This window comes from Arcanobacterium phocae (assembly GCF_018913465.1).
Classification (GTDB): domain Bacteria; phylum Actinomycetota; class Actinomycetes; order Actinomycetales; family Actinomycetaceae; genus Arcanobacterium; species Arcanobacterium phocae_A.
Genome location: NZ_JABAPM010000009.1, coordinates 1 through 26,540 on the forward strand (window position 1 = coordinate 1; position 26,540 = coordinate 26,540).

The window sequence follows — 26,540 nt, forward strand, 5'->3', positions numbered from 1 at the left end:
TGATAAGCAGCTTTGAACTTCTCGCCAGCAGCGGGAGTGTAGTCACCGGTGACCTTCTTAGCCAACTTGAAAGTGCCAGCGTTTTCTGTATAAGTATTAGTAACAGTAACTAACTGCACATCTTCCGTATTCTCACCGACAATGACTTTGTTGCCATTAGTGCCGTTTACTGAGTACGAGATGCTCACGCTATGATTTTCTCGTTCGGCTGACTTAGTGTCTTCAGCTACAGTGCAAACAGTTCCCACTGGAATGTTAGCAATAGACACTTCAGTGCCACCAAAAGGTAAGTCAATCTCTACTGGCTTTGCAGTACCACATGTGTAGGTGGCTTTAAAATTAGACTTATTCTTACCTGAGTATCCGACAACGGCCTTTTTAATTTTGAAACCGCTCAGTTTTTGAGAGTAATGGTTTACGAAAGGCAAACTAGCAACTGCAACACCGTTTCTAGTGTCAGTAATGGTTACAGTTTGAGCATCTGGCTTTGTCCATTCGAAATGTTTAGGATCAAGATTAGCTGAATCCCGTTCAGTTACCGTGCATCTAGTACCAATTGGCAAACTTACATTGGCAGGGATTTTTTCACCGTTGCCTTTGACTTTTAAGATTCCAGTAGTTTGATCTGCATCATCGCAAGTGTAGTCGAAATTAAATTCATTTGTTGCGAATTGTGGAGCATCACCAGTAAGTTTCTTCGATATCATAAAGTTAGCTCGTATAGGCTTCAATACATTAGTAAGATCCAATGCTTGATTCTGCTGATCTTTGATCGTTAGCTTTAAGGATTTACCTTCATCGGGTCCCATCTTGAAAACGGGGGATTCCCATTCTGTTCCATTTGGAGCATCAATGCCAGACAAATTCTCATTCAAAACAATCTGAGTTCCGGCTGGAAAAGTGCCAGGGAAAGGAACTATAGCGCCTAAAACGACATTAAAAATTGAAATGCCTTGATGCTGGTCTTGTTTAGCTCCGTCAGGAGCTTTCCAATTGGGGTATGTTCCAACAGTAGCATCAGCTGGCAAAGTCCATTTTACAGTTACTGGAAACTGAGCTTTAGTAGGTAATTCTGCGGCTTTGCTACCGGAGACACGCTTGGTGATTTTAAAAGTTCCATAACCAGGAGCCATCTCGATTGTTACAGAAGAGCTATTGATATAACTAATCTTTCGCGTAACTTCTTCCGTTACTTCATCGAGGCTCACTCCATTGACATACTCCGTTCCAGGGATAATCTTGCCGTTGTCACTAGTTGGTTTAGTGAGAACAGTAAAGCAGTAGTTGTGGTCCTTTTTGAATGGGCCACTCACATTAATTCTAGCTGTAGATCCCTCATCGGTTTCACTCAGAACCTCAACGCTCATCTCCCAACCATTAGTTGCGCCAGGAGCGGACTTATCAACTGTTGATTCAGAGCCTGTGTAATGTTCAGGGTGGTCTTTGCCATTGACTTGGATCAGACTCCAATTGGTTAGATCTGTGAACTTCAAGCCGGAACCAAGCTTTTCAGTGAAAGTTAGGGTTTGACTAGTAGTCCCATCGAAAGTTTTTTTAATGCCAAGATCATTATATTTTTCCTGAATCTTCTCGGTGCTAAAAGGAATAGACCAAGCAAGGTGATTCGTATTGGCGTTTAGAGCAGGTCCGTTTTTTTGAAGTATTTCATATGAGTGGTAGGATGGTGCGTCCTGCGGTCTTTCAGAAATACCTCCGTCACCAGGTAACGGCACAGATTTTTTAATGTCTTCGGACAACGTCAGAATTACGTTCTTTTTCTCAGTGAGTACATTTGCTTGCATTTGGACAGTGGCTGTGCCCTGAATATCTGTGAACCCCTCAGCAATTTTCTTCTCGATATTTGAGTTGAAAGAACAAGTCAACATTTTGTGCGCAATGATGCATTGGCCCACGTTTAAACTAGCAAGATCTAACGGCATTTGGGCGCCTTCGTCACGGAAAACTAGCTCCTCGGGTAAGTTGACAGCAAACGTGTCTCCGTCGGCTAATGCAGGTTTTGTTGAGTCCGCAGCCCATTTGAACTTCAAGCGAGCATAATCATACTGAAGTAAGTTACCTTCAATTTCTTCATCAGTTATGCCTTTCGTCTTGACGATAGAAAAATCACTAAAAACGATTTTCTCGCTCCCTTTCGGTGCAGCAATGGCACTCGGTAAAGGTAGAACGACTAAACTAGTCAGAATTAGTGCAGATAGTGTAAATATCGCAGTTAAATGTCGCCCTATGGAATGGATTTTAAGCGTCATGTTCTTACATGCCTTCTTTTCTTAGTGTGTGTTTGCTAAATAATGGGTTATCGAGAATGTGCGTAATTGGTGATCTTTGTAAAAGTCAATGTTCCCCTTCCTTTGGTATTGCACAATTTTTGCAATCTGTAATTTAATGCTAGACATAAAGGTTAAATGTGGGAAATGCCGCAATTAAAATTGATAAGAATAGCTATTCTTAGCCGTTTAAGGTGGTGGGAGCTGGGCTAAATAGCTTGTTAAGTGGTGTATCTTCTCCTTTTGCTATTATAGCTCGCGGTTTGCGTTCAGGTCTTCAGTGTGGTTGTGATATTTTATACCGTTTCGTCATTTATGATACAGGGTTTTATCACTTTAAGTGAAGTTTTTCGAAAATGTAGGCGTGTGACAGCGAATAGTTGTATCCACATCGGGCTAGTATTTTTCCAAGAGATTTTTGATGACAGTTCTGATGCTACTAGGTTGAGTTTTAGTGAAACTAGTGGTGCTACTGATCTGGTAATGCCGAGGTAGGGTGACGGACAGTGATAATTGTGTTCATATCGTGCGATAATCAGCGATTGATCTTTTGTCTTAGAACCTTTCGAGTTGTTAACATTTGTGCATCAGGACGACTTAGGAGTTCGAAGAGTAGTGTTCTCGCGTTACGCTAGTCCTCATCTATTTTGGGAGAAATTTTGCGGCTATGGAGTATTCACCCCAGTCAGCTTGACCGTGCAGCGCTTATTGCTGGGTGGCGTGAGGGATTATTGGCCCAAAAGGTGCTTGCTGGGTTAACGAAAGGGTATCGGCATCATCCGCAGCTGGAGAGATTCCGGGCTCAAGATGATCCCATGGCTGCGATCGGCGCTTGGTTAGCTGGACTGCAGGAGGAAGCTACCGCCCGTGGCTACTCGTTTGACGCGACAAAGATTACTGTTCCGCCACAGAGGATTACGGACATTCGGATGTCGGTTACTTCGGGGCAGTTAGCTTATGAGGCGCAGTGGTTGCGTTCTAAAATTGAACGCCGTGCACCGGAATTGCTCGTTCAAGAGCCGTGGGTTAGTGGTAGTTTTCAGGCCCACCCCATTTTCGTGATCGTTGACGGTGATGTGGAGTCCTGGGAAAAACAGTGACCCTCTTGTATGGCGTGAATTGGTGCTGTGGTAGAATGAAGTCCACAAATATGGGTTTCTAGTCTTATAAGAGAGCTCGATCAATTATGCCTACCTTTAATCATGACGATCCGAATTTTGCTTCGCTATCACAGCGATACGAGGACTTTGTTAGTTCCAGTCCCTATGGCGTCTTCATGCAGAGTATGGTGTGGGCGAAGATCAAGAACACCTGGAATGCTGATTACGTCTATCTTGAGGATGAGAACGGCAACATCAAGGCAGCCATGAGTCTTGTATCTATCTCCAATGATGGCGGTGAATTCTCCTTTACGTATGCGCCAGGCGCTCCGGTCTGCGATTTCTCAGATCGTGCATTGGTAGAAGAACTGATTCGTGAAGCTGAGCCAGTACTTCAAGCACGGCGTTCGTTCTTGCTTCGAATTAGCTCATATGCGTTGTGGAATCAAGAGCTTGTTGACCTGTGGGAGCAGTCGCAATATATTCTGCGCTCGCGGGGAGTTGATCCGCATGATTTCGCCAACCCGCGCATGGAAATGAAACTTGATCTGCGTGACCTTGATCTTGATGATCCACTTGCAACCTTTACCTCCGGTGTGCGTAACAAGATGCGTAAAGGGGAGAAGCGTGGAGTTTCGAGCCGTTACGTGACAGTTGATTCGCCAGATTACGCGGATGTTCTGGATAAGTTCTATGACCTCACCGAAATCATGTCCAAGCGTCAGGGGATCAAGCATCGCTCGCTCGAATATTTCGATCGGATGATGCGCTCGTTCCCAGATACTAAACTTTGGCTTACTGAACACGAAAGCGGTTTGCCGTTGGCTAGCTGCTTGATGGTTAATTACGCAGGCACAGCTAACTACGTATATGCTGCTTCATCTAATGACATGACGCAGACTCGGCCAAGCTTCCAGATGAACTACAACGCATTGGTTCAGGCTAAGAAGGACGGTATGCATACCTATAACATGGGTGGCATTTTCGCTGTCGATCCAGAAAATGGTCTATACAATTTCAAAGAGCGAATCTGTGGCCCAGAAGGGCTGCGTGAGTATATTGGTGAGCTTGATGTCGTTAAGAATCAAGCTAAGTACGATGACTTTTTGAACCGCTAATATCGGTTTTGAGGTGGCGGCCTCCCTGGATGCGTTTAGGCGCCCGGGGAGGCCACTGTTTTGTAGTAGATTGACGTCCGGGGTGAACAGCTATACACTGAGTGAATAGAAGAACTAGTCACTCAGTGCATAGGGGGTTTGATGGAAGTCCAGTACGCTTTCCTTGGCTTACTTACCCAAGAACCTAATTACGGTTACGAGCTGAAAAAACTCTACGACCAGCTCTTTGCTGGCGACAAGCCAATTCTGCCCGGCCAAGTTTATTCCGCTTTGGCTCGCCTTTTGCGAGACGCCAAAGTTATCGAAGTTGACGACGACGGCGCATCCAACGGCCCCAGTCGCACCAGATACGCTTTAACTCAAGCCGGCCGCGACGCCGTCGTCGAATGGCTCAATACCCCAGAAGTGCCATCGCCAACGCTCCAAGCAACCATGTATGGCAAAACCGTCCTCGCACTCATCGTCGATGGCGATGCCGGGCCATATCTGCGCGCTCAACGCAAACTCCACCTTGAACGGATGCGAGAGCTCACTCGGCGCAAAAAAGACGCGCCGATGGCGGAAAAGCTCCTCCTCGACAACGCAATATTCCACATCGAGGCAGACCTACGCTGGATCGAACTCGCCTCCGCCCGCCTCAACACACTCAAGGAAGAACTATGCCTGAAATAATCCTCACCGCCCGTAACCTCACCAAAACCTACGGCACAACACACGCTATGCGTGGAATATCGCTTGACGTTACTGCTGGCGAAGCTCTAGCAATTATGGGCCCCTCCGGCTCTGGAAAATCCACTTTGCTTCACGCTCTAGCTGGAATAGAACTACCTGATTCGGGAACAATCCGGTTCAAGGAACGTGAGATCACCACCATGAGCGAATCGGAACGCACGATACTGCGCCGGCGGGATTTTGGTTTCGTCTTCCAGTTTTCTCAGCTTGTTCCTGAACTCACCGCCCGCGATAACGTTGCCGTACCACTCCTACTCGATGGCAAATCCAAAAGCAAAGCCTACTATGAGGCCGATAAATGGTTAGACACCGTCGGATTGCTCGAACACGCCCAATCTCTTCCTGGTCAACTCTCCGGCGGCGAAGCCCAACGAGTAGCTATTGCCCGGGCACTGTGCCCGAAACCGTCCATCCTTTTTGCGGACGAACCCACTGGCTCACTCGACTCGCTCAACTCTGAAACCGTGATGACGATGTTTATGGACATCGCCCGCACAACCGGAATGACGGTCGTCATGGTGACTCATGAGCCACTGATCCCCGCCTACGCCGATCGGGAAGTCGTTGTGCGTGACGGATCGCTGGAGGGCTAAGCCATGTATCTATCGTGGACACTTCTGCGCACATCCCTCGCACACACTAAAGGACGTCTCGCGCTGATCGCCGGGGCAGTGGCGCTTGGTGTGATGCTCTTGCTGACGGCTGCGTCATTTAATAATGCGCTATCTGTCGACTCGCCGTCGTTATGGCTACGAAGTATCGGAAGCGAGATGGAAGCCCAAGAAGCGGGCCGTCCCGCACCCGATCCAGCCGATTCCGTACGGGTAGCTAAGGACGATTTCAATCCGCTGATGAAAGTTGGCGCCAGTGAAATCCGCGGCGTCATAGTCGATTCCTCGGCCACCGTGAACGCCCCAGAGCTCTATGCTTTAACGTGGCCAGCTCCTGGAGAATATCTTGTTTCGGCTGGGGTGCGAACTCTGATGGAGGATCATCCGGAATATCAACTTCACGATCGGTTCGGCACAACTGATCTTGGGAATCTGCCACACGAATTAACAGCCGGACCAGATGATCTTCTCATTATTCGCGGAGCGCACCTCAACGATACCGGAGTAGCCATCTCCGATTTTTCCCAAGCCCCACCAGAATCGCTCAAAGTCAGCGTTATCATCATGTATCTCGGACTGATCGTTATTCTCTTCCCAGTTCTCCTGCTGATTTCTATCTCTGCCACGCTCGGCAGTGTACAACGCGAACAACGCTATGCTGCCCTGCGGCTCGTCGGTGCTACTAGCCGGCAAGTTGTCCGGATGCTCGTTATGGAAGCGATGGTTGGTGCAGTAATCGGCTACGTGCTTGGACTTGTGCTGTTCCTGGCAGTGCGCCCGATCTTTCCGGCTATCCGAATTGACGGTATGCGATTGTGGGCAGACAACTTCGCTATTACTCTGCTCCAAGCAGGCGGCGTTGCTATTGCAACAATTGTCTTAGTAGTTCTCGCCCACAGCTGGGGCATGCACCACATCCATGTGTCACCACTAGGTGTGATGCGCCGGCAAACAACAACCCGCAAACCGCATTGGTTACGGCTCATACCACTCGCAGTCAGCATCGGAGCGATCGCTTACGAGTATGCCGTGGTGGACTATAATTCCGGCGTTGTTAACGACTCATATATCTTGATGGGAGCCGTCATCGGTATGATGATCGGCTTAGTGGTCGCTAGTCCATGGCTCACTTATAGTGTCGCCCGGCTTAGTGCTCGCTGGGCTCGTTCTGCACCGACGATTATCGGCCTGACCTACGTACAAGCACACGCTTCACGCATCTCGCGTTCGGTTGCTGGTGTGGTACTGGCAGTGTTTGCTGGCTCCTTCTTCCTCACCGCCGTATCGCAAACAGACGATGTTTTTGCCCGCGCCTCGCAAACCGTTCACTCGTTGCGTCCCGGCTCGTCAGCCATTCTTGGTTTCGACGACGACGCACCGGCACAACGCCTCAATGACCTATTAACCGCTGAACCGAGCATCGAACACAGCCATGTTTTCCCGTTGATTGCTGGATCGTGGACAGTGTTTGACTGCCAGGTGGTCAATGATTACATCGAATCTTCGTGTGCCGATGGCGTGGTTGGTGTTAATTTGTGGGCATCGCGCACCAGCGAACAAGCACAGGTCACTGCCGCTAATCTCGCGGATTTCGAGGAACAGGTAGGATCGAAATATGGGGCAGCAACCAACCATACTCAGTACACGGTGATGGTAAAACTTCGCGGCCCGAGCCAGCTGGAACAGTTCCGTTCCCTACTAGCACGTACACATCAGTTAGAAAACAACGAAAATCCGATATGGATATTCTCCGCTGGTGACAAATCCGCGTTTGCCGGGGTAGACGCCATCATTTTACTGACCTATCTGGTGTACTTTGGCATCGCCGGAACAATCGTCGTCGCAGTTATCTCGATGCTGGTATCAACCTACGCTGGTTTGCTTGAACGTCGTCGTTCCCTGCTCACACTCCGGCTAAGCGGTATGCAGCCCAGAGATATTACCCGCATGATGCTCATCGAAACTGTAGGACCGTTGACCACCATGCTGGTTATTGCCGGTTCGCTCGGGTTCGGAACTGCCTGGGTGATGCTCCAGATATTCTCTTCAACTCTCGACGCGACCTTCGACCCGCTCCTCCTCGCCGTCTTAGTCTGCGCGTTGATCCTTGCTGGTTGTGCGATCGTTGCGTTGGCACCGGCGATGCGCCGCATCACCCAACCGGCAACAAACAGACAAGAGTGAGGGATTTAGAACTCGTGTTTGGCACGTAAATCTAGTGCTTTGCCGACGCGCGCCTCACGGGCCTGAGCCCACGGGATAGAAATGTCACGCATGAGGCGCGCAACCTCCTCCGCACCTCCTTCAGCCATGGAATCGGCCAGGTTTGCCAAGTCATGAGAGGAAAGGTTTTGGTGGAGTTTGGCTTTGCCAACCACCTCAGTTACGGCAAGTTCCATCCCTACGATGGCACTATAGGCGCGCTTGATCCGATGGGGTTGGCTATCAGCCATCGTCCACACCGGCTCATGATGCGCAACGAGTTTTTCCCAGTGCTCGTGTTTCCAGGCGTCGTCGTCGAAAATATGGAACGAGCCCCGAATATGAACCGTCACATAATCCCAACTCGGTGCGGTAGGCATCACCGATCCCGGCTTTTCTGGCGGTAAATAATGGCCCGGCACGTGCGCGTCCGCCGCGTTGACGATAAGCAGTGCCTCGCCAGCATCGTGAATTTGCGGATTAACCCGGTTCAGATGCGCTTGAATCGCGCTGTGTCCATCTTTTTCGACGACGACGAACGGAATCCGCGTGGCATTAATACCATGCTCGCCAGTAGTAATCAGTTCGCCAACTCCAGTCTGACTGGCGCAGGTGAGGGCGTCTTTTGGATCGAGCATATGTTGATGGGCGACGTACATGTTAAGCCTCGTCTGGTAGAAATTGCGTCATGGCAGGAAGTGGGACGGTAGCGGACGGGGAGACGTAAACACTCACGTGGTAGCTTAAACCGCCGCGCGAAGAGCGCTGTTGTGAACGATATTCGTGCCAGTCGTGAGGGATTGCTGGCCCAACCGCATCGGCGTCGGGAACGTCAATATCTATCTGGGTAACGACCGCGAAATCGCAGTCGACGAGCATCGCGCGGTAGAGGTGTTCGCCGCCGATAACCCACGCGGTATCTGCTGGCTGGGTACGTGCGAGCGTTAACGCCTCACGGGGCGTAGCAGCAATCTGTGCACCCGGAGTAGCATAGGACGGATTGCGCGTCACCACGATGTTCGCTCGCCCCGGCAGTGGCCGAACGCGTGGTGGTAACGACTCCCACGTTGCCCGTCCCATAATCACCGGACAGCCCATTGTTAGATCCCGGAATCGTGCTAAGTCTTCTGGTAGATGCCACGGAATATCACCATTTTTCCCGATGGCACCATTGCGGGCTTGTGCCCATATCGCGCCGATTTTCATACTGCCACCGGTGCGCTCAGTGCCGGATGATGCTGGTAGCCGTTCGCGGCAGAAATATCATCCATTGTGTAACTAAAAATATCTGGTGCCTTGCGTAACTCCAGAGTGGGGAAGGGGTACGGTTCGCGTGAAATTTGTTCGCGAACCTGGTCTAGATGATTGACGTAAATATGGCAGTCTCCACCAGTCCACACAAAATCGCCAACCTCAAGTCCAACTTGCTGTGCGACCATGTGAGTGAGCAAGGCATATGACGCGATATTAAACGGAACGCCGAGGAATAAGTCGGCCGAGCGTTGATAGAGCTGACAGGACAGCTTGCCGTCGGCAACATAAAACTGGAAGAAAGCATGACACGGCTGGAGTGCCATATTGTCCAAATCTGAAACATTCCACGCACTGACGATCATGCGACGCGAATCAGGAGTGTTACGTAACTGATCTATCACTTGTGAGATCTGGTCAATGTGTGAACCGTCCGGCGTGGGCCACGAACGCCACTGATAGCCATAGACAGGGCCTAGATCTCCATCCTCATCCGCCCATTCGTCCCAGATGGTGATGCCGTGTTCATGGAGCCAACTAATATTTGTATCGCCACGCAAAAACCACAGCAGTTCGCCCTTAATAGGTTTCATTGCCACAAATTTTGTGGTAATTCGGGGGAAGCCTTCGGCTAGATTAAAACGTAACTGACGGCCAAAAACAGAAATAGTTCCGGTACCAGTACGGTCTGATTTGCGAGTGCCGTTGGCTAGGACATCGGCCAAAAGGTCTTCATATTGTCTATTAATCATGTGCTTGACTCCGCTTTTCGACAATAAGTTCATTTACTAGCTTGACATCTTTCGCTAAAATTTTTGGGATCTCTTCTGCGATTTTACGTTCGATCATAGCGCCTGCAAACGGTATCGAGACATTGAGGTGGACTTCTAACCGGCCGGCAGTAACAGCACCGGCGTCAACAAGTAACATCCGGGCAGCCACTTTAACCGGAAGTTTTGCTGATAAGGCGTAATCGATCTGCGCTCCGGCCGATGTTACAGTTTCCACTGATTTAACCGTGGCAGTAACGTATTTTCCCACGAACATTGCGGCGCGATCAGGAAGCTCGCCCGCATCAACCGTGACTGTCACTTCTGTGGTCGGTTTACCGTTCACCTCATTGTGAGTGAACGTATATTCCGGGGTTCCCAGTTCTTGGATTCGGCGAAATGCCAGTTCTTCTGAGCGTAAAATAGGTAAAACGTCGGCGAGTGGTCCAGCATAATGCAGATCTTGAGTGATGTTCATACTCCTATTCAACACCATTTAGCCCTATTGTTGAACTGTGCCTACACTAACAAATATTCTTCAGCAACAAACTGCACTGTCCTTCGACCAGCGCGAATGGCTCCACATGCTCACCGGCGACTGGCAATTACTGGCCGATATTTTCTTTTCTGATCTCTTCCTTGTGATCACGACAGCGGATGGTCCGGTGGTTGCTGCGCAAGCGCGTCCTGCAACTGCGACTACGCTTTTCGAAGCGGATGTAGTTGGAGAAGTAGTCGAACGTGGTTATCTACCAGGTATTGACGAGGCCTTAACGTCACGTGAAGTCATTACGTGGGGAGATGATGAGCTTGAAACGACCTTTATTCCAGTCAACTATCGCAACCACAATATCGCGGTCGTCGTCTCGGTTAAAGCACTGTATCCGGATCGCCTGTTATCCCATGTCCAGCATGATTACGATTCGATTGCACAAAATATTGCCCAGATGATCACGACTGGAGAATTTCCGTATACTGAGGCCCCTTCGGGATATCGTCATGGCACGCCGCGTGTGTCAGATGGTGTCATACATTTAAATGAAGACGGTGTGGTTTTGTTTGCCTCGCCTAATGCAATTTCGCACTTCCGGCGCATCGGTGTGGATGAACCACTCCATGACCGAGTTCTTGCTGAACTAGTCACCGAAAAAATTGATGACTACTCCACGGTTGACGAGTCGCTTCCTGTTGTTCTCATGGGGCGAGCCGCGTGGATGGCCGAACTGGAAACTCACTCGGTCACTGTCTCCATGCGTGCAGTTCCACTGCGTAAAGAAGGAAAACGTCTCGGTGCCATGCTTCTTTGCCGCGATGTTTCTGAGCTGCGGCGGCAAGAAAAAGAACTCATCACGAAGGATGCAACTATTCGGGAAATTCATCATCGGGTTAAGAATAACCTGCAGACAGTTTCAGCACTATTACGCCTGCAAGCACGGCGTGCGTCGTCCGAAGAGACTCGTAGTGCACTGGAAACAGCGCAACGACGCGTAGCCACAATAGCACTTGTTCACCAGCAGCTTTCACAGACGATTAACGAAGTTGTCGATTTTGACGAGCTATTTATTCCAGTGCTGAAGATGGCTGTGGATATCGCCGTTAACGATGTTGAGGTAACATCGGCGTTCACTGGTTCTTTTGGCTTAATTCGTGCGGAAGAAGCGGCTGCACTGTCGGTTGTGCTCAACGAAATTATTTCTAATGCGGTAGAGCATGGTTTACCGAACGGAGGCCGCGTCAGTGTTGATGCGTTACGTGATGGGTACGAGCTTATTGTTACGGTTCGTGACGACGGCGTAGGGATCGGTTCGGAAGGGCCCGGATCGGGGTTAGGGACACAGATTGTTCGAACTATGGTCTCGTCCGAACTCCATGGAAAAATTACCTGGGAGTCAGCTGAAGGTGGCGGGACACTGGTGACGATTACAATGTTGATGAAATAGCAAAATGGTGGGGCACTTGCGAGTGCCCCACCATTTTAACGTTTATCAAACTCGATGAACCCGATTGACGCGACGTTTCAACATTCGCCGTTCGTCTTCTGAATGAGCACCCCAGACGCCAGCATCTTGGTTCGTGTCTAGTGCCCATTTCAAACATATTTCTACGACGGCGCAGGTGCGACAAATATTCTTAGCTCGCTCTGCTTGCGCTAAAGCTGCACTGGAGCTGCCAACCGGGAAAAACAGTTCCGGATCCTCATCCAAGCATGCCGCGTTATGTCGCCAATCCATCAGGTACTATCTACTCTCCACATTTATAGGTTCATGTATATGGATACTTTTGCAGTTTTTTCTATGAGAATAAAGAGCTGACGCTGTGACGTTCGTCTGTTTGGGGATACCTCACACCCAAATGTTAGCTAATGCGTTGCGATTTACGAATTAGTGACCAGACGTATAAGAAAATAAGGGTGAAAGCAAGAACTATAAAGAATAGAAGGGCGATGCCGACCACTGGAATCCGGAGTGCCTCGTGATAGTGGACGCCTAGTAAATAGACCCAGATAATTGGCATTGTGACAATACCGAGGGTAATGCCGATCATCGTGTCTACTGCAACTAGGCCAAGACTTTCCGCTAGGTAATTCCGTTTGATGCATGTTGATGAAACACCCAGACTCAATAAAAGACGGGTATCGTAATAATGTTGCTCATATTGGAAAGCAGTAAGTAAAAGTTGCGCACACAGTGCGGATATCAGTGCATAGGACACGAGGAACGATAGCATCGGGATAGCCCAGTTAGCGTGTTCAGCAATGGCAAGAACATCGTGGGTAATTCCAGCGTCAACTCGGAAATCATCAGTGAGATTGTCGGTGACTAATGATGTTCGGAAGTCAATGAAGAATGCGGAAAAGTCATCTAGTTGGGCATTGGTCGCCTGTAGCCACAACTCACTTACCATCGTCTGAGGGGCTAATTCGCGCAGATCAGATAATTCCATGACGATCCACGGGCTGCTGCTTTCTGCTACTTCAAGCCGGAGCAACTCGTCGTTATTGCCGGTAACGGATAGTGATTCTCCTTCAGATACTCCTAAGCTGAGCATGGCGTCACGGGGAATAAGAATAGTTCCCTTTGCTGGAATATCTCCGTTCTTATTTCGATACCCATTGAAATATTCTTCAGCTTCATTCTGAGCAAATCCTCTGACGTCAAGGTTAATTGATTTTTTAGGAGAATCAGGCATGGTTGCCACTAACTCAGCCTGATAAACCGACATGTGGGATGCTATTCCTGGCTGTGAAATAGCAGAATCAATAACGCTATCGTTTAATCCGGTTTCTGAATCCTTGTCACTGATGACGCTGACATCGAAAGGGCTTATCTTGTCTGCGATATGCTCTAACTCATGTGACGAGGAAACATGGGTTGTTAGCACAACTACTAGCATCCCAACTCCCAAGACAACCAAACGAGAACTGAAAATAGATTTACGATAGGTGGCCGAAATATCAGCATGTTTAGTTGTTGCAAAACGAGTGATCGGGAATTGTTTGTGCGATAGATGTTGACGAAATACTTTATGTATTTTTTGCTGGCCCCATAACACAAGGAAGCAGATCATGGCGATGGTGACGAGAGCACCAGCTGCGAGATAAGACGACCAACAGCTGAAATCAGTTTCTTGGCGGCTAGCAATAGCTGAAAACACAAGCAAAGTTGTCATGACTACGATTCCGGTTAGCCGCCGCGTGACAAATTTCAGTTTTGATGTTTCTTTGTTTAGCTTGCTCTCATAAAACAGAGGTGGTCCAGTTACTTGCCATGCGCAAGGAATAGCAGCTAGACATAAAATACCCAGCATCACCAGTATTGCTTGAATGCTAGTGAATAAAGTTGGGTGATAATACGGTGAAAGAAAGTGTGATCCGGGAATAAGTTGGAGCAAGACATGGAGGACTTTTCCAGTGATATGTCCGAGGAGCATGCCAGCTGCGACAGTAAGAATACCGACTAATATCAATTGTAGGATTGCCAACAAAAAGATATGACTTTGCGTCGCTCCCAATGTAATAAACAGCCGATAGTCGTCTGTTCGTGAGCGTAATATTCTCCGACCGGTGAAATACAACGTAAGCAAAGTGCCGAGTGCTGGTAAAAACAAAATACCGTGGCTCGGATCGAGCAAGCTTGCTATGTAGAGCTGTGTTTCCGCTAATATCTGCTCATATGCTTGTTCGCGGGTGATAACAACTGTCCCTGGGATGCTGAGTAGCGACTCTTTGAGATCTTCAAGGGTCACGTTCGGCTTTTTGAAAACAGAGACTCCCATCGCATCGATAGGAATTTTCCCATCAGTGTTTGCCCATAATTCACGCATATCGAGACCAGCGATTGCATTGAATAATGACTGGAAATTTTCATTGAGTGGGCTGTAGGAATATAAGCCTCGCACGGTCATCTTTCGCAATGTCCCATGTTTTCCCACACTTGGAATAGTGAGTAGAACTTCATCTCCAACTGTCACGTTAAGACGGTCCGCCACCTTAACTGGTAATGCAATTTCTTCGGTTGCAGTGGGATAGTTGCCCGCGTAGAAATCTTCAGTATGTAATGATTTAGGTGGAACACTAAGTACATTCAGTTGTGCAGCCCCGGAGGCACTCATGACGGTTCCCCACAACGGTGTGGGGGAATGAGCAGAACGAACTTGTGGAAGATGTTCAACGGCAGCTAAGAAATCTCGTCCCGGGATCTCGTCGTTATAAACTGTGATGTCGGCATTCGTGAGTGAACTGCGGGCTGAGTGAGATTGCGATTGATCAATGTACTCTTGCCCAGCTAGCCCGATAAAGATCATCACTGTTGATAGCAGGATGACCATAATAGGAAGTAAATATAATCGCCAAAAAGCAGCAACGTGCTCGAATACAAAACTTAACATTAGTCTGGTCGGTTGTTAGTTTCTTGAGCGAAGGCAAGCGATTCGAGAGATGGATTAACTACCATGCCAGTCGGTTCACCGTCGAGGAACAAATGAACATGGTCGGCATATGATGCAGCAAAGTTGTTATGCGTTGACATAATGATAGAAATGCCGTACTCGCGCGAGCATCTACGCAAACTATCGAGAATAATTTCTGATGCCTCGTGGCGTAAAAACCGCGTTGGCTCTTGTGCCAAGATTAGTTTTGAGCTCTTCAAAACAGCACGTGCGATGGCAACACGCTGTAGGACATCTGCGCGATTTTCTCGCGGATAGGATTGTAAATAGCGTTGCAAGCCGAAAGATTGAATAACATCGTCGTAGAGATCTTTATCGTACGGATGAGCCGAAATAGTATGCGCGAGGAGTATGTTCTCTTTTATTGTGAGAGTATCGACGACGTTATGCTGGCTAAACACGAAAGCGACATCCCCGCTGCGGAGGTCCGCCAGTTCATGCGGTGTGCTATGTGTAATATCTACGCCACAGGTAATGACCTGTCCTTGCTGGACTGGATAAAGTCCACCAATTACGTCAATCAGCAATGACTTCGAAGATCCATTAGGACCGAGGATAGCGGAGAACTTTCCACTTTCGAATGACATCGAAACGTTTTTTATTTCGCGATCTCTTGGTGTCTTTCGAGCATGTACGGAGACATCGATCAGCTGTGCAATAGTCATTGGTCAGTTACAGATCCACCTGCCCTGGAGTGACTATCCCGGCATCGTATGCTATTACTACGGCTTGGACTCGGTCTCGAACTCCTAGCTTGGCAAAAATCCGAGTGACATGGGTTTTGACTGTAGCTTCAGCAACGAACAAACGTTCTGCAATCTCAGTGTTCGTCAGCCCACGTGCAATGAGATGGAAAACCTCTCGTTCGCGATCAGTCAAAACATCGAGAATCTCCGGGCGACTTGCGTGTATCCGATAGGTGTCGTTTGCTAATCGGTCAACAAGACGGCGAGTAGTGGACGGAGCAATGACCGCATCACCACGATATATTGTTCGGATAGCCTCGATCATGCGTTCAGTTGGTGCATCTTTGAGGAGGAATCCCAAGGCGCCAGCTCGGATACCTTCCATCATGTAATCATCTTCATCGAAAGTAGTTAAAATAATAATTTTTGGGTCGACTCCAGTAGGGAGCGTGGTGTTAGTGATGTGCCGTGTTGCTGTCAGTCCGTCCATGCCTTCCATTCGGACGTCCATAAGAATGACGTCTACTGGAACGGACTGTAATCGGTTGAGAGCTTGCTGACCGTCACTTGCGGAAAGTACAACCTCCATGTCGTCTAATGAGTCGATAACCATCGTCAGACCAGAACGCATGAGATCCATATCATCAACGAGGCCAACACGAATCTTATTTTCTGTCACCGTGGTTTCCTTTCCTGGGGGTTTCTATCGTAAGGGATTGTGGCTCGAACAATGAACCCGCCACCAGGGCGCGCCCCCGCATCTAGTTTGCCACCAAATAGAGCTGCACGTTCAGTCATGCCGATGATTCCATTTCCTTTTCCGTCGTTTGAAACGGAAGCGCCTCGGCCATTGTCGATAATTGAGAGAGTAACTTCGTTCTCATGCCACTCTAATTTAATCACGATTGAAATATTTGGGCCGCCATGCTTCATCGCATTAGTTACGGACTCTTGGCAGATACGGTACAGCACGTTGCCGATGCCAGCGGGTAAAGAGTAAATTGTGCCGAGCTGAATGAATGCGATATTATAACCAGACTCTTTGACCCGCGTAACCAGCCCATCGATATCGTGGGTTACAGGTTGTGGGGATAACTCAGACGTTTCGTCGCTAGGTTCGCGCAAAACACCGACGATTGAACGGATGTCCGTTAGGGCTGCGCGACTCATGTCGGCTATTGTGTCCAGTGCACGGAGCGCTTGCTCGGGGTCTTTACGCCCAGCGTAGCGTCCACCATCTGCTTGGGCAATGACAACTCCTAAAGTATGAGCCACGATATCGTGCAAATCCCGTGCAATACGAGTGCGTTCGCGTACGACTGCACCGCGCTGGTTCTCCATGGTTTCTTGTTGTAATAGACTTTGGGCAGCGTGGAATTTTTGAGCTTGGTCAAGCTGTGAACGCCGTGCTAAACCGGCAAATGCAGTTGTCCCCACCAAGCCGAGTAGACAGCAGAAAGATGCTACGTCTTGCCAAGTGTGTCTAGGTAGATATTGAACCCATAGCATTCCAAGTGCACCGAGTGCAGATAAAATGACAAGAATTGTGAGTGCCAACCGAGCATAAACGCTCGCGGAATAAACCATGACAAGCACGATGACATCAAGGGCCATGAGCGGGCTGGGGAAAAACAAACAGCGTAATAGCAAGTAGACAATAAAAAGAATATTTGCAGGGTTAGCATCCGATCGTCTCAGCAAGACGATGACCGCGCCACTTACACTCAAGAGCCATAGTTGGATAACCTGCAACGAAGACAGCGAAAGATATGAGTTTATTAATGGGATACAACCTGTTAGTCCAACAAAGCTAGCAAAAGCTGTGTCGGAGAAACTTGGGGATCTCTTCAACTCTTCTTCAGTCATACAATGTAGGATACGTGTTTTTCGGTACGATGGGATATGTGGACGTGGAGACTTTTGATCAGGCTAAAAAACGGTGGCATGAACTAGCACCCCAGTTGTTGCACGCTCAAGACGTGTACTATTCCAGCGGCAGTCAAGTAATGGTAGATGCTACCTACGATATGTTGATGCGTGAGCTACGTCAGTTAGAAGAACGTTTCCCGCAGTTATGGTCTCCCGATTCGCCGTCGACGAAAGTGGGTGCCAAACCGGTGCGGAATGGACTTCCCCCAGTTACTCACATACAACGGATGTATTCCTTGCAAGATGTTTTTTCCCGTGCAGAATTAGCAGAATGGTTTGCTAACGTCAGTCAAGAATTGCCTGCTCAGGCGCACTTCACTACTGAGGTGAAGATCGATGGGCTGGCGTTGAATCTGACCTATCGAAACGGTGAGCTTGAACGCGCCGCTACTCGCGGTGATGGTGTGACAGGAGAAGACGTTACCCGTAACGTACGTGCCATTAGCACAATCCCGCATCACTTGCAGGGCAATAACTGGCCAGCTCTCATCGAAATACGTGGGGAAGTCTTTTTCCCGGTTCGTGCATTCGAAGAATATAACCGGTTGGTCGATGAACGAAACGGTCAGATTGATGAAAAGAATCAGCGGATCGCGCAGGCGAATAAAACTATTGCGGCTCGCAACCGACGTATTCGCCAAGAGAATGCTCAACTGCCGCAATCAGAATGGATGCCAGAAATTCCGACGAAGCGTCGCGAGGCTCATGTTAAAAAGTTCGTTAACCCGCGCAACGCAGCGTCAGGTACGATGCGTCAAGAAGACAGTGCCTCATTTGCCTTGCGCTCGCTCGACTTCATCGCTCATGGCATTGGAGAAATTCAAGGGGCTAGTGACGAGTTGGCCGACGCATTCTCCCGACAAGAAGACGTCTACCGGGCATTCAAAGAATGGGGTCTGCCAGTCTCTGAGGTTACTCAGACGTTGTCCACCCTTGAAGAAATTAACGCATTCTTGGATTCTTACCAGCACGCGAGAGATTCGTTAGCTTTTGAATTCGACGGCGTAGTGATCAAAATCGACGATCGATCAATACAAGAGCAGCTGGGATATACCACGCGCGTTCCGCGCTGGGCCGTAGCCTACAAGTTCCCGCCAACCGAGGTGCAAACACGGTTACTTGACATTCGCGTCCAGGTGGGGCGCACCGGGCGAGTCACCCCATATGCAGTCATGACCCCAGTATTTGTAGACGGCTCTACCGTATCTCAAGCAACATTGCATAACCCGTCGGAAGTCGCCCGTAAAGGTGTGAAGATTGGTGACGTCGTCGTCGTCCGCAAAGCTGGCGATATTATTCCAGAAGTTGTGGGCCCGATTGAAAGCGAACGGGACGGCACCGAAGTTGATTTCGTGATGCCAACGACGTGTCCAGATTGCGGCGCACCAATCGCTGCGATAACTGAAGGCGACGTCGATATGCGGTGTACCAATCAGCGGTCCTGCCCAGCTCAGCTGACTCAACGGGTTGCCCATATTGGTTCGCGTGGTGCACTCGATATTGAAGGTCTCGGTGAAGAATCAGCAACCTGGTTGTGTAACCCGGACAAGAACCGTGCCGATGCATTAATGGCATTAGCTACCGGGCACGCTCTCACGGTTGAAGATAATCAGGGACATCAGCATACGATCCGACTGTCTAACCAAAAACTAGCCGACTTCGGCATTGTCGATTCCCATGGTGCCATCATGGATCATCGAGATATCATTCCCGAACCTCTGCTAGACCAGCTTGGTATTCCGCATGCGCAACGCCCAGTTTTGCAAACTGAGGCGGACTTGTTCCATCTCACCGCTGAGCAGGTAAAAGACGTGTGGGTTTGGCAACCAGTCAAACGCGCTGGTGAGCCAACTGGAAATTGGAAATATGTGCGTGCGGCTTGGACTAAGCCTCAATGGAGTGGACGGGGAACCGAACGAGTGATCAGCAAGCCTTCCGCACCCGGCAAGAATCTTTTGATGATTCTTGAGCAGCTCGAAGCCGCGAAAACAAAAGACTTATGGCGCAAAATTGTCGCTCTCAATATTCGCCATGTTGGTCCGGTTGCATCCCAAGCGCTCGCGGAGGAATTCGATTCGCTGGTGGCCATGCGGCAAGCAAGCCTTGCCCAGTTATCCGACGTCGATGGGGTAGGAGACATCATCGGTTCGTCATTCCTCAACTGGTTTGAGGAACCGTGGCATCTGAATATTGTTGACCGATGGCAGGACGCTGGTGTTGATTTTGCGCGGCAAGAACAGCGCACTGTGGTTGCCCAAACTCTCGCTGGTCTCACAATCGTTGCCACCGGATCGCTGACGAATTTCACGCGCGACGGCATAAAGGAAGCAATTAACGCGGCCGGTGGTAAAGCAACTGGATCTGTATCGAAGAAAACTGACTTCGTCGTCGTCGGCGAAAATGCTGGATCTAAAGCTACCAAAGCCGAAGAACTCGGGATTCCAATCCTGACTGAAGAACAGTTCGAAAAGCTCCTCGCTACCGGGGTCGCGCCGTCGGCAAACTAACGCGGAAGCCTAGACGAACGGAGCTAATGGTTTCATGAGCTTCTCTGCTAACCACGCTAAGGTGGTGCGAGAATCCCACGATTCGCGAGTTAGCTCGATACAATTCGTGAGATCAAGTCGGAATGTTTCTTCCATGATCTCAGCAACGCCCGGATCAAAGATTTCTGCATTAGCCTCATAATTGCCGGCCATTGATAAGCGATCAAAATTCGCGGTACCAACGGTTGTCCAAATTCCGTCGACGGTCATCGTTTTGGCGTGTACCATCGCGTCTTTGTACAAGAAAATACGGCATCCACCGGCAAGCAATTCTGAGTAATGCGGGCGTCCTACCCAGTCCGAAATAATGTGATTGGAATACTGCGGAATTAAAATCCGCACATCCACCCCGCGCTTAGCAGCATTGATTAGTGATTCCTTGATCGCGTAGTCAGGGATGAAGTATCCCATCGTGATCCAAACATTTTTCGAGGCACGATTGATCGTATCTAGATACATTGCCCGGATCGGGTACGAGCGATAGGCCGGAACATTCTGAGAAACCGTAAAAGTTGAGACCCAGCTGCGAACTACATTATCTGGTAGAGCTGGCTGGGAATGCGAGCGGTACACATTCCACATATCGATAAAAGCATTTTCGAGTTCCCAGGTTCGCGGGCCACATACCCGAATGTGGGTGTCACGCCAGTGGTCGGCGTACAACCGGCCGATGTTGTATCCGCCAACAAATCCGATTTTGCCATCAACAACAAGTATCTTGCGGTGGTCAAAACCCGAATCTTTAGAACGGGTAGTGAACATCCATGGGCGTAATAATGGGAATCTGATGACGTGCAAGTTCGGAAGATCTGGGAACCGGCGTGACTTTGGATCTTGGTTGAGGTTGCCAAGAGTGTCCAGAATAATGAATACGTCCACTCCGCGTTCGGCAGCGTCGATCAGCGCAGTGCGGAAGCGGTATCCGACGTCGTCGGCTTTGATAATGTATGTTTCGAAGTAAACTCGGTCAGTTGCCGATTCAATGGCAGCGATCATGTCGTCATACAGATGATTTCCAAATGTGTAAACTGTCACTTCGGAATCTGACACGCGGGCGGTGCGCGGCGGTAGATGAGGAAACTCACCTGTTTGTGGATTTCGACGTTTCCGTTGCGCATCAACAGCGATAATTGCGCCCAACGCTGCGATTTGTGCGCTCAAACCGGCGAGTAACGTAAATTTCACTACTCGCTTTGCTGATGACGCAGGACGATTCTTCCAAAAAGACATGCCATTAGTTTACGATACGTTTCGCCACAAATGGGTGGGGAAGATACCATTGAGGTATGTCGACATTTTCAAAAGAAGAGGTTGCCCGTTTGGCAGACCTCGCGCGTATTTCGCTAAGTGAACAAGAATTAGAGCAATTTGCGGCTGAACTCGAAGTTATCAACGAGTCTGTTTCGCGACTAAAAGAAGTCGTTAGCCCTGATATTCCAGCCACGTCCCATCCTATCCCGCTCGCCAATGTGTGGCGTGAAGATGAGGTTGTTCCAGGCTTGGACCGGGACGAAGTTTTGGCTATGGCACCGCATGCTGAAGATGGCAAGTTTGGTGTTCCAGCAATCTTGGGTGAGGAGTAAACCGTGGTAACAGATATGCATAAAAAATCTGCTTGGGAACTTGCAGAGTTGTTGCGTGCCGGTGAGATTACGTCCGTTGAATTGACGACGACGTTCCTCGATCGCATTGCGGCGTTGAATCCAAAAATGAATGTGTACTTGGCGGTGGATCGCGAAGGCGCGCTTGCTGAAGCACAAGCAGTCGATGCGGACCGTGCAGCCGGCAAGGAATTACCGTTCTTCGCGGGTGTTCCGGTGGCGTTGAAGGATAACATGTGCCAGCACGGCGTGCCAACGACCGCGGCATCGAAGATGCTTGAAGGCTGGTTGCCACCTTACGATGCGACTGTTGTGCGGTTACTTAAAGAGGCACGGCTACCAATTTTGGGTCACACCAATATGGACGAGTTTGCAATGGGCTCGTCAACTGAGCATTCGGCTTTCGGGCCAACGCAAAATCCGTGGGGTCATGATCTGATCCCAGGTGGTTCCGGTGGTGGATCAGCAGCGGCTGTCTCGGGTTATTTGGCTCCGTGGGCGTTGGGCTCCGACACAGGTGGTTCTATTCGTCAGCCAGGCGCTATGACTGGTACGGTTGGTGCAAAACCAACGTACGGTGCAGTTTCGCGCTACGGAATCATTGCCATGGCGTCGTCTTTGGACCAAGTTGGTCCGGTTGCTCGTGATGTTCGGGACGCGGCAGCGCTGCAGGAAATCATCAGCAAGCACGACCCGTTTGATTCGACGTCGTTATCTAACGATTTCTCCAACCTTGTTGCCGCTGCGGACGAAGGCGGAGAACTTGGTGATCTTTCCGGGGTAACTTTCGGTATTGTCAAGGAACTAGACGGAGAAGGTTTTGCTCCTGGCGTTCTCGATACTTTCCACGACCTTGTCGCAAAGCTCAAAGCAGCCGGTGCTCAGTTTGTTGAAGTTTCATGCCCGTCATTCGATTACGCGATGGCAGCGTACTATTTGATCATGCCAGCTGAAATGTCATCAAATTTGGCGCGTTACGACGGCGTTCGGTTCGGCAACCGGGTTTTGCCTAAAGAAGGCCCAGTTACTGCTGAAACGATGATGTCAGCAACACGTGAAGCCGGGTTCGGTACTGAAGTTAAGCGCCGTATCATTCTGGGAACCTATGCATTGTCAGCTGGTACTTACGATGCATATTATGGTTCGGCGCAACGTGTTCGTACGCTGGTACAACGTGATTTGGCAGCCGCATACCAGCAGGTTGATGTCTTGTTGACGCCGGCAACACCAACTGTCGCGTTCAAGTTTGGCGAAAAACTTGACGATCCGTTGGCAATGTACAAGAACGATATGACAACCATTCCAGCAAACTTAGCGGGTGCTCCAGCAATGACTGTGCCGGTTGGTTTGTCTGAAGGATTACCAGTTGGTGTCCAAATTATGGCACCAACATTTGAGGATGCACGCATGTACAAGGTAGCAGCGATGGTGGAGAAGGTTGCCGATCCGGCTGCCTCGCATCCGGCTATGGATATGTGGGAGGACTGAACAATGACTGAACTGATGGAATATGCAGACGTCGTCGCTAATTTTGATCCGGTTTTAGGTATCGAAGTTCACGTCGAACTATCAACGAAAACTAAAATGTTCGATGGTGCTCCAAACGCGTTTGGTGGCGATCCGAACACGTTGATTACCCCGGTGTCCCTAGGCCTGCCAGGATCACTTCCGGTGGTAAACAAGAAAGCTATCGAATACGCGATCAAATTAGGCCTGGCACTTAACTGTTCGATCGCAGAATCGTGCCGGTTCGCGCGTAAGAACTATTTCTACCCTGATTTGGCAAAGAACTTCCAAACCTCGCAATCTGATGAGCCACTCGCTTATGACGGCTACCTCGATATCGAGCTTGACGACGGCGAAGTTTTCCGTGTCAATATTGAGCGTGCACACGTCGAAGAGGACGCCGGTAAGAACACCCATATCGGTGGCGAAGGTAGAATCCACGGTGCAGATCATTCGTTGGTTGATTACAACCGTGCGGGCGTTCCACTCGTTGAGATCGTCACCCGTCCGATTGAAGGATGCGGCGATCGGGCTCCAGAGGTAGCGGCCAAGTATGTGCAGACTATCCGTGATATTGCTCGTGCGATCGGGGTTTCGGAAGCCCGAATGGAACGCGGCAATGTTCGTGCTGATATCAATGTCTCGTTGCGCAAGACCCCGGATTCCCCATTGGGTACGCGTACCGAAACAAAGAATGTTAATTCGTTCCGCTCGATTGCTGCCGCCGTAGAGTTTGAAATGTGCCGGCAAGGAGCAATCTTGTCTAATGGTGACAAGGTCCTCCAAGAAACCCGCCATTTCCAGGAGCTCGACGGGACAACGTTGCCGGGGCGCCCTAAGTCCGATGCGGACGACTACCGTTACTTCCCGGAGCCAGATTTGGTGCCGCTGGCGCCGGCTCGCGAATGGATCGAAGAATTGCGTGCTACCTTGCCAGAACTACCGGAGCAGAAACGCCGTCGTCTGCTTGGTGAGTGGGGTGTTTCAGCGAAGGAAATGCGCGACATCGTTAATGCAGGTGCGTTGGTTTTGATCGAAGATTCGGTTAAAGCTGGTGCAACATCGGCTGGTGCGCGTAAATGGTGGATGGGCGAACTTGCCCGCTACGCGAAAGATAATGAGCTCGAGCTTGCCAACGTGCCGGTTACCAGTGAACAGGTTGCTGAGCTTGATGGCTTGGTTGAGTCTGGCAAGCTGACAGATAAGTTGGCCCGTCAGGCGTTGGCAGGTGTTTTGGCAGGCGAAGGTTCGCCGGCTGAGGTTGTTGCCGCACGTGGTTTGGAAGTTGTTAGCGACGACGGCGCGCTCACGGCAGCTGTTGATGAAGCGCTGGCAGCAAACCCGGATGTTGTGGAGAAGATCCGCAGCGGTAAAGTGCAGGCGGCGGGTGCGATCGTCGGCGCTGTTATGAAGGCAACTCACGGCAAGGCGGATGCCGCCCGCGTGCGTGAACTTATTATGGAGCGTGTTCAGCTCTAACCAGTAGCGCGCAGGATTCCGGAATTTTTTCGCGGTCCTGCGCATTACTGTGTGTAGCTTAAACAAGGAGAACTTATGTCGAAAACACTACCTAGCTACAATGTAACCGTGCGTATCGGTATTCCTTTTGATCCGCGGGCAACCGCTACTTTAGTTAAGGAATTCGCAGACTACGGCGCAATTGTGACCGGTGTGGATATGGTGGAATCTGACGATGTCAATCTGGTAACCGATATCACCGCTAAAGTCGATGATATTGAGCATGCCGAACAGATTGCCGCAAAGCTCGAGGCACTAGAAGGTGTGCACGTCCACGGAATCCATGATTCTACTGTGCAAGCACATCTGGGCGGAAAAATTGAAATTGCGTTGAAACGACCGTTAAATACTCGCCAGGATTTGGCACGTGTCTATACCCCTGGGGTGGCGCGGATTTCGACGATGATTGCCAATGATCCAGAACTCGCACGCAAGTTGACAGTTAAACGCAATACGGTGGCAGTGGTGTCTGATGGTACTGCGGTTTTGGGGCTGGGAGATGTAGGCCCGAAGGCTGCGATGCCGGTTATGGAAGGCAAGGCTGCGTTATTCAAGAAGTTTGGTGACGTCGATGCATGGCCAATCTGTCTGGATACCACTGATACTGAGGAAATTATTAGCATCGTCAAGGCGATCTCGCCGGGTTTTGCCGGAATCAATCTGGAAGATATTTCGGCGCCACGATGCTTTGAGATTGAACGGCGGTTGCGTGCCGAATTGGACATCCCGGTTTTCCATGATGACCAGCACGGCACTGCAGTTGTTGTGCTTGCGGCTTTGATTAACGCACTGAAAGTTGTTGGCAAGAAGATCGAAGATATTCGTATTGTTGTTTCTGGTGTTGGAGCTGCAGGTAATGCAATTATCCGTCTTCTCATGAAGCAGGGTGCACGTGACATCATCGGTGTTGGCCGTAACGGCGCGTTGGGACCGTTCCGTGAGGAGGCGGGCACTGACCGCAATTGGATCGCGCAGAACACCAATCCACGCGGTCAGCAGGGGTCTATTCATGACGTCTTGGAAGGTGCTGACGTGTTTATTGGCGTGTCGGCAGGTAACTTGCTGACGAGCAACGATATCGCGGGTATGGCTAAGGATCCGATTGTATTCGCGTTGGCTAATCCGATTCCGGAAATCAATCCAATCGAGGCTGCCGAGCATGCGGCAATTGTGGCCACCGGGCGTTCCGACTATCCGAACCAGATCAACAATGTTCTGGCGTTCCCAGGTATTTTCCGAGGAATGCTAGACGTAAAGGCTACTGAGGTTACGGATCGCATGCTGGTGCTTGCTGCGCAAGCAATTGCTGATTCCGTGGAGCCAGAGCAACTGAATGCAAACTTCATCATTCCAGGCGTATTCCATCCAACTGCCGCGCAACGTGTTGCACGTGCAATCCGGGAAGAGTACAAGCATTCGTTAGCGAGTGAAGAAGCATAAAAATCGCTGTTATTGGTGACTGTAAGTCGGCGGGGCACACGTGCCCCGCCGACTTTTTTCGGGCAGGAAGCCAAAAAGCTGGAATGTGATGGGGGTTACGTCATTTTGGTTTGCTGTTTGGGTTGTGGGTGCGTATAGTTTTTATCTGTCGCCGGGAACGCGGTTGTGGTTCTGGTGGTTGCCTTCTTGATGGTTGCCTGGTTTTGTTGCTGGGTGGTTGTTGGGTGTGGGTGTGTTGTTTGATATCTCAATAGTGTGTCAGCTTTTTATTTTGATCATATTTATTTTGATGGCAGAT

General features: G+C 49.8%; 22 protein-coding genes. 11 read left to right on the forward strand and 11 right to left on the reverse strand.

The features are described 5' to 3' along the window. On the reverse strand, positions 1-2,267 hold a 2,267-nt coding region (locus KSO86_RS08310; protein WP_253281464.1), incomplete at its 3' end, for a DUF7926 domain-containing protein. 677 nt (positions 2,268-2,944) lie between these two features. Between KSO86_RS08310 and KSO86_RS08315 the strand changes: the two genes are divergently transcribed. The 5 genes from KSO86_RS08315 to KSO86_RS08335 all read left to right on the forward strand — a co-directional run bounded on the left by KSO86_RS08315 (position 2,945) and on the right by KSO86_RS08335 (position 8,030). Beyond that, positions 2,945-3,385 carry a pyrimidine dimer DNA glycosylase/endonuclease V gene (locus KSO86_RS08315; RefSeq protein ID WP_216379262.1) on the forward strand — a complete coding sequence of 147 codons (441 nt, stop codon included), beginning with the start codon at positions 2,945-2,947 and terminating at the stop codon, positions 3,383-3,385. An 86-nt stretch (positions 3,386-3,471) separates the two neighbouring features. Then, positions 3,472-4,503, forward strand: a complete 1,032-nt coding sequence (locus KSO86_RS08320; protein ID WP_216379226.1) for a lipid II:glycine glycyltransferase FemX — start codon at positions 3,472-3,474, stop codon at positions 4,501-4,503. 141 nt (positions 4,504-4,644) lie between these two features. Next, positions 4,645-5,175, forward strand: coding sequence for a PadR family transcriptional regulator (locus tag KSO86_RS08325; protein WP_216379227.1), 531 nt, complete (start codon positions 4,645-4,647; stop codon positions 5,173-5,175). Beyond that, complete coding sequence (locus tag KSO86_RS08330; RefSeq protein ID WP_216432080.1) at positions 5,163-5,828, forward strand: ABC transporter ATP-binding protein; 666 nt, start codon at positions 5,163-5,165, stop codon at positions 5,826-5,828. Before KSO86_RS08325 ends, KSO86_RS08330 begins: the two co-directional genes overlap by 13 nt. 3 nt (positions 5,829-5,831) lie before the next feature. Continuing rightward, positions 5,832-8,030: an FtsX-like permease family protein gene (locus KSO86_RS08335; RefSeq protein WP_216379229.1), complete on the forward strand. Its 2,199-nt coding sequence runs from the start codon at positions 5,832-5,834 to the stop codon at positions 8,028-8,030. A 5-nt stretch (positions 8,031-8,035) separates the two neighbouring features. Here the strand turns inward: KSO86_RS08335 and KSO86_RS08340 are convergent, their stop codons facing one another. The 4 genes from KSO86_RS08340 to KSO86_RS08355 are packed head-to-tail and all read right to left on the reverse strand — an operon-like array spanning position 8,036 to position 10,547. Continuing rightward, complete coding sequence (locus KSO86_RS08340) at positions 8,036-8,707, reverse strand: FMN-binding negative transcriptional regulator (protein WP_216379230.1); 672 nt, start codon at positions 8,705-8,707, stop codon at positions 8,036-8,038. A gap of 1 nt (position 8,708) precedes the next feature. Next, complete coding sequence (locus tag KSO86_RS08345; protein WP_216379231.1) at positions 8,709-9,254, reverse strand: dihydrofolate reductase; 546 nt, start codon at positions 9,252-9,254, stop codon at positions 8,709-8,711. After that, a complete protein-coding gene (locus KSO86_RS08350; RefSeq protein ID WP_216379232.1) occupies positions 9,251-10,051 on the reverse strand; it encodes a thymidylate synthase in 801 nt (266 codons plus the stop codon). The genes KSO86_RS08345 and KSO86_RS08350 overlap by 4 nt, the downstream gene beginning before the upstream one ends. Then, complete coding sequence (locus tag KSO86_RS08355) at positions 10,044-10,547, reverse strand: DUF2505 domain-containing protein (protein WP_216379233.1); 504 nt, start codon at positions 10,545-10,547, stop codon at positions 10,044-10,046. The genes KSO86_RS08350 and KSO86_RS08355 overlap by 8 nt, the downstream gene beginning before the upstream one ends. Before the next feature lie 37 nt (positions 10,548-10,584). Between KSO86_RS08355 and KSO86_RS08360 the strand changes: the two genes are divergently transcribed. Then, positions 10,585-12,009, forward strand: a complete 1,425-nt coding sequence (locus KSO86_RS08360) for a sensor histidine kinase (protein ID WP_216379234.1) — start codon at positions 10,585-10,587, stop codon at positions 12,007-12,009. Positions 12,010-12,054: 45 nt separating this feature from the next. On the opposite strand, the gene KSO86_RS08365 is transcribed toward KSO86_RS08360, so the two are convergent. The 5 genes from KSO86_RS08365 to KSO86_RS08385 all read right to left on the reverse strand — a co-directional run bounded on the left by KSO86_RS08365 (position 12,055) and on the right by KSO86_RS08385 (position 17,568). After that, the gene (locus KSO86_RS08365; RefSeq protein WP_216379235.1) at positions 12,055-12,300 is read right to left on the reverse strand and encodes a WhiB family transcriptional regulator; all 246 of its coding nucleotides are present in this window, start codon (positions 12,298-12,300) and stop codon (positions 12,055-12,057) included. A gap of 124 nt (positions 12,301-12,424) precedes the next feature. Then, entirely contained in the window at positions 12,425-14,896 is a 2,472-nt protein-coding gene (locus KSO86_RS08370; RefSeq protein ID WP_216379236.1) for an ABC transporter permease, read from the reverse strand. Positions 14,897-14,955: 59 nt separating this feature from the next. After that, positions 14,956-15,603, reverse strand: coding sequence for an ABC transporter ATP-binding protein (locus KSO86_RS08375; RefSeq protein WP_216379237.1), 648 nt, complete (start codon positions 15,601-15,603; stop codon positions 14,956-14,958). Between the two features lie 85 nt (positions 15,604-15,688). Then, positions 15,689-16,381 carry a response regulator gene (locus KSO86_RS08380; protein ID WP_216379238.1) on the reverse strand — a complete coding sequence of 231 codons (693 nt, stop codon included), beginning with the start codon at positions 16,379-16,381 and terminating at the stop codon, positions 15,689-15,691. Next, on the reverse strand, positions 16,378-17,568 hold the full coding sequence (locus tag KSO86_RS08385) for a sensor histidine kinase (RefSeq protein ID WP_216379239.1): 1,191 nt from the start codon (positions 17,566-17,568) through the stop codon (positions 16,378-16,380). Before KSO86_RS08385 ends, KSO86_RS08380 begins: the two co-directional genes overlap by 4 nt. A gap of 14 nt (positions 17,569-17,582) precedes the next feature. On the opposite strand from KSO86_RS08385, the gene KSO86_RS08390 reads away from it, so the two are divergent. Continuing rightward, positions 17,583-20,138, forward strand: coding sequence for an NAD-dependent DNA ligase LigA (locus tag KSO86_RS08390; protein ID WP_366493565.1), 2,556 nt, complete (start codon positions 17,583-17,585; stop codon positions 20,136-20,138). 9 nt (positions 20,139-20,147) lie between these two features. On the opposite strand, the gene KSO86_RS08395 is transcribed toward KSO86_RS08390, so the two are convergent. Beyond that, positions 20,148-21,407, reverse strand: a complete 1,260-nt coding sequence (locus KSO86_RS08395) for a phospholipase D-like domain-containing protein (RefSeq protein WP_216430225.1) — start codon at positions 21,405-21,407, stop codon at positions 20,148-20,150. A gap of 56 nt (positions 21,408-21,463) precedes the next feature. Here KSO86_RS08395 and gatC point away from each other — a divergent pair, with 56 nt between their 5' ends. The 4 genes from gatC (at position 21,464) to KSO86_RS08415 (ending at position 26,242) form a co-directional block, all read left to right on the forward strand. Continuing rightward, complete coding sequence (gene gatC / locus KSO86_RS08400; RefSeq protein ID WP_216430223.1) at positions 21,464-21,760, forward strand: Asp-tRNA(Asn)/Glu-tRNA(Gln) amidotransferase subunit GatC; 297 nt, start codon at positions 21,464-21,466, stop codon at positions 21,758-21,760. Positions 21,761-21,775: 15 nt separating this feature from the next. Next, a complete protein-coding gene (gene gatA / locus KSO86_RS08405; protein ID WP_216432085.1) occupies positions 21,776-23,266 on the forward strand; it encodes an Asp-tRNA(Asn)/Glu-tRNA(Gln) amidotransferase subunit GatA in 1,491 nt (496 codons plus the stop codon). A 3-nt stretch (positions 23,267-23,269) separates the two neighbouring features. Further along, positions 23,270-24,763, forward strand: coding sequence for an Asp-tRNA(Asn)/Glu-tRNA(Gln) amidotransferase subunit GatB (gene gatB / locus KSO86_RS08410; RefSeq protein WP_216430221.1), 1,494 nt, complete (start codon positions 23,270-23,272; stop codon positions 24,761-24,763). A gap of 75 nt (positions 24,764-24,838) precedes the next feature. After that, a complete protein-coding gene (locus tag KSO86_RS08415) occupies positions 24,839-26,242 on the forward strand; it encodes an NAD-dependent malic enzyme (RefSeq protein WP_216432083.1) in 1,404 nt (467 codons plus the stop codon). Positions 26,243-26,540: the final 298 nt, after the last annotated feature.

Coding starts and splice junctions, on each gene's coding strand:
- KSO86_RS08320 (WP_216379226.1), top strand. CDS start 3,472: ATGCCTACCTTTAATCATGACGATCCGAATTTTGCTTCGCTATCACAG.
- KSO86_RS08325 (WP_216379227.1), top strand. CDS start 4,645: ATGGAAGTCCAGTACGCTTTCCTTGGCTTACTTACCCAAGAACCTAAT.
- KSO86_RS08330 (WP_216432080.1), top strand. CDS start 5,163: ATGCCTGAAATAATCCTCACCGCCCGTAACCTCACCAAAACCTACGGC.
- KSO86_RS08335 (WP_216379229.1), top strand. CDS start 5,832: ATGTATCTATCGTGGACACTTCTGCGCACATCCCTCGCACACACTAAA.
- KSO86_RS08340 (WP_216379230.1), bottom strand. CDS start 8,707: ATGTACGTCGCCCATCAACATATGCTCGATCCAAAAGACGCCCTCACC.
- KSO86_RS08345 (WP_216379231.1), bottom strand. CDS start 9,254: ATGAAAATCGGCGCGATATGGGCACAAGCCCGCAATGGTGCCATCGGG.
- KSO86_RS08350 (WP_216379232.1), bottom strand. CDS start 10,051: ATGATTAATAGACAATATGAAGACCTTTTGGCCGATGTCCTAGCCAAC.
- KSO86_RS08355 (WP_216379233.1), bottom strand. CDS start 10,547: ATGAACATCACTCAAGATCTGCATTATGCTGGACCACTCGCCGACGTT.
- KSO86_RS08365 (WP_216379235.1), bottom strand. CDS start 12,300: ATGGATTGGCGACATAACGCGGCATGCTTGGATGAGGATCCGGAACTG.
- KSO86_RS08370 (WP_216379236.1), bottom strand. CDS start 14,896: ATGGTCATCCTGCTATCAACAGTGATGATCTTTATCGGGCTAGCTGGG.
- KSO86_RS08375 (WP_216379237.1), bottom strand. CDS start 15,603: ATGTCATTCGAAAGTGGAAAGTTCTCCGCTATCCTCGGTCCTAATGGA.
- KSO86_RS08385 (WP_216379239.1), bottom strand. CDS start 17,568: ATGACTGAAGAAGAGTTGAAGAGATCCCCAAGTTTCTCCGACACAGCT.
- KSO86_RS08395 (WP_216430225.1), bottom strand. CDS start 21,407: ATGTCTTTTTGGAAGAATCGTCCTGCGTCATCAGCAAAGCGAGTAGTG.
- gatC (WP_216430223.1), top strand. CDS start 21,464: ATGTCGACATTTTCAAAAGAAGAGGTTGCCCGTTTGGCAGACCTCGCG.
- gatA (WP_216432085.1), top strand. CDS start 21,776: ATGCATAAAAAATCTGCTTGGGAACTTGCAGAGTTGTTGCGTGCCGGT.
- gatB (WP_216430221.1), top strand. CDS start 23,270: ATGACTGAACTGATGGAATATGCAGACGTCGTCGCTAATTTTGATCCG.
- KSO86_RS08415 (WP_216432083.1), top strand. CDS start 24,839: ATGTCGAAAACACTACCTAGCTACAATGTAACCGTGCGTATCGGTATT.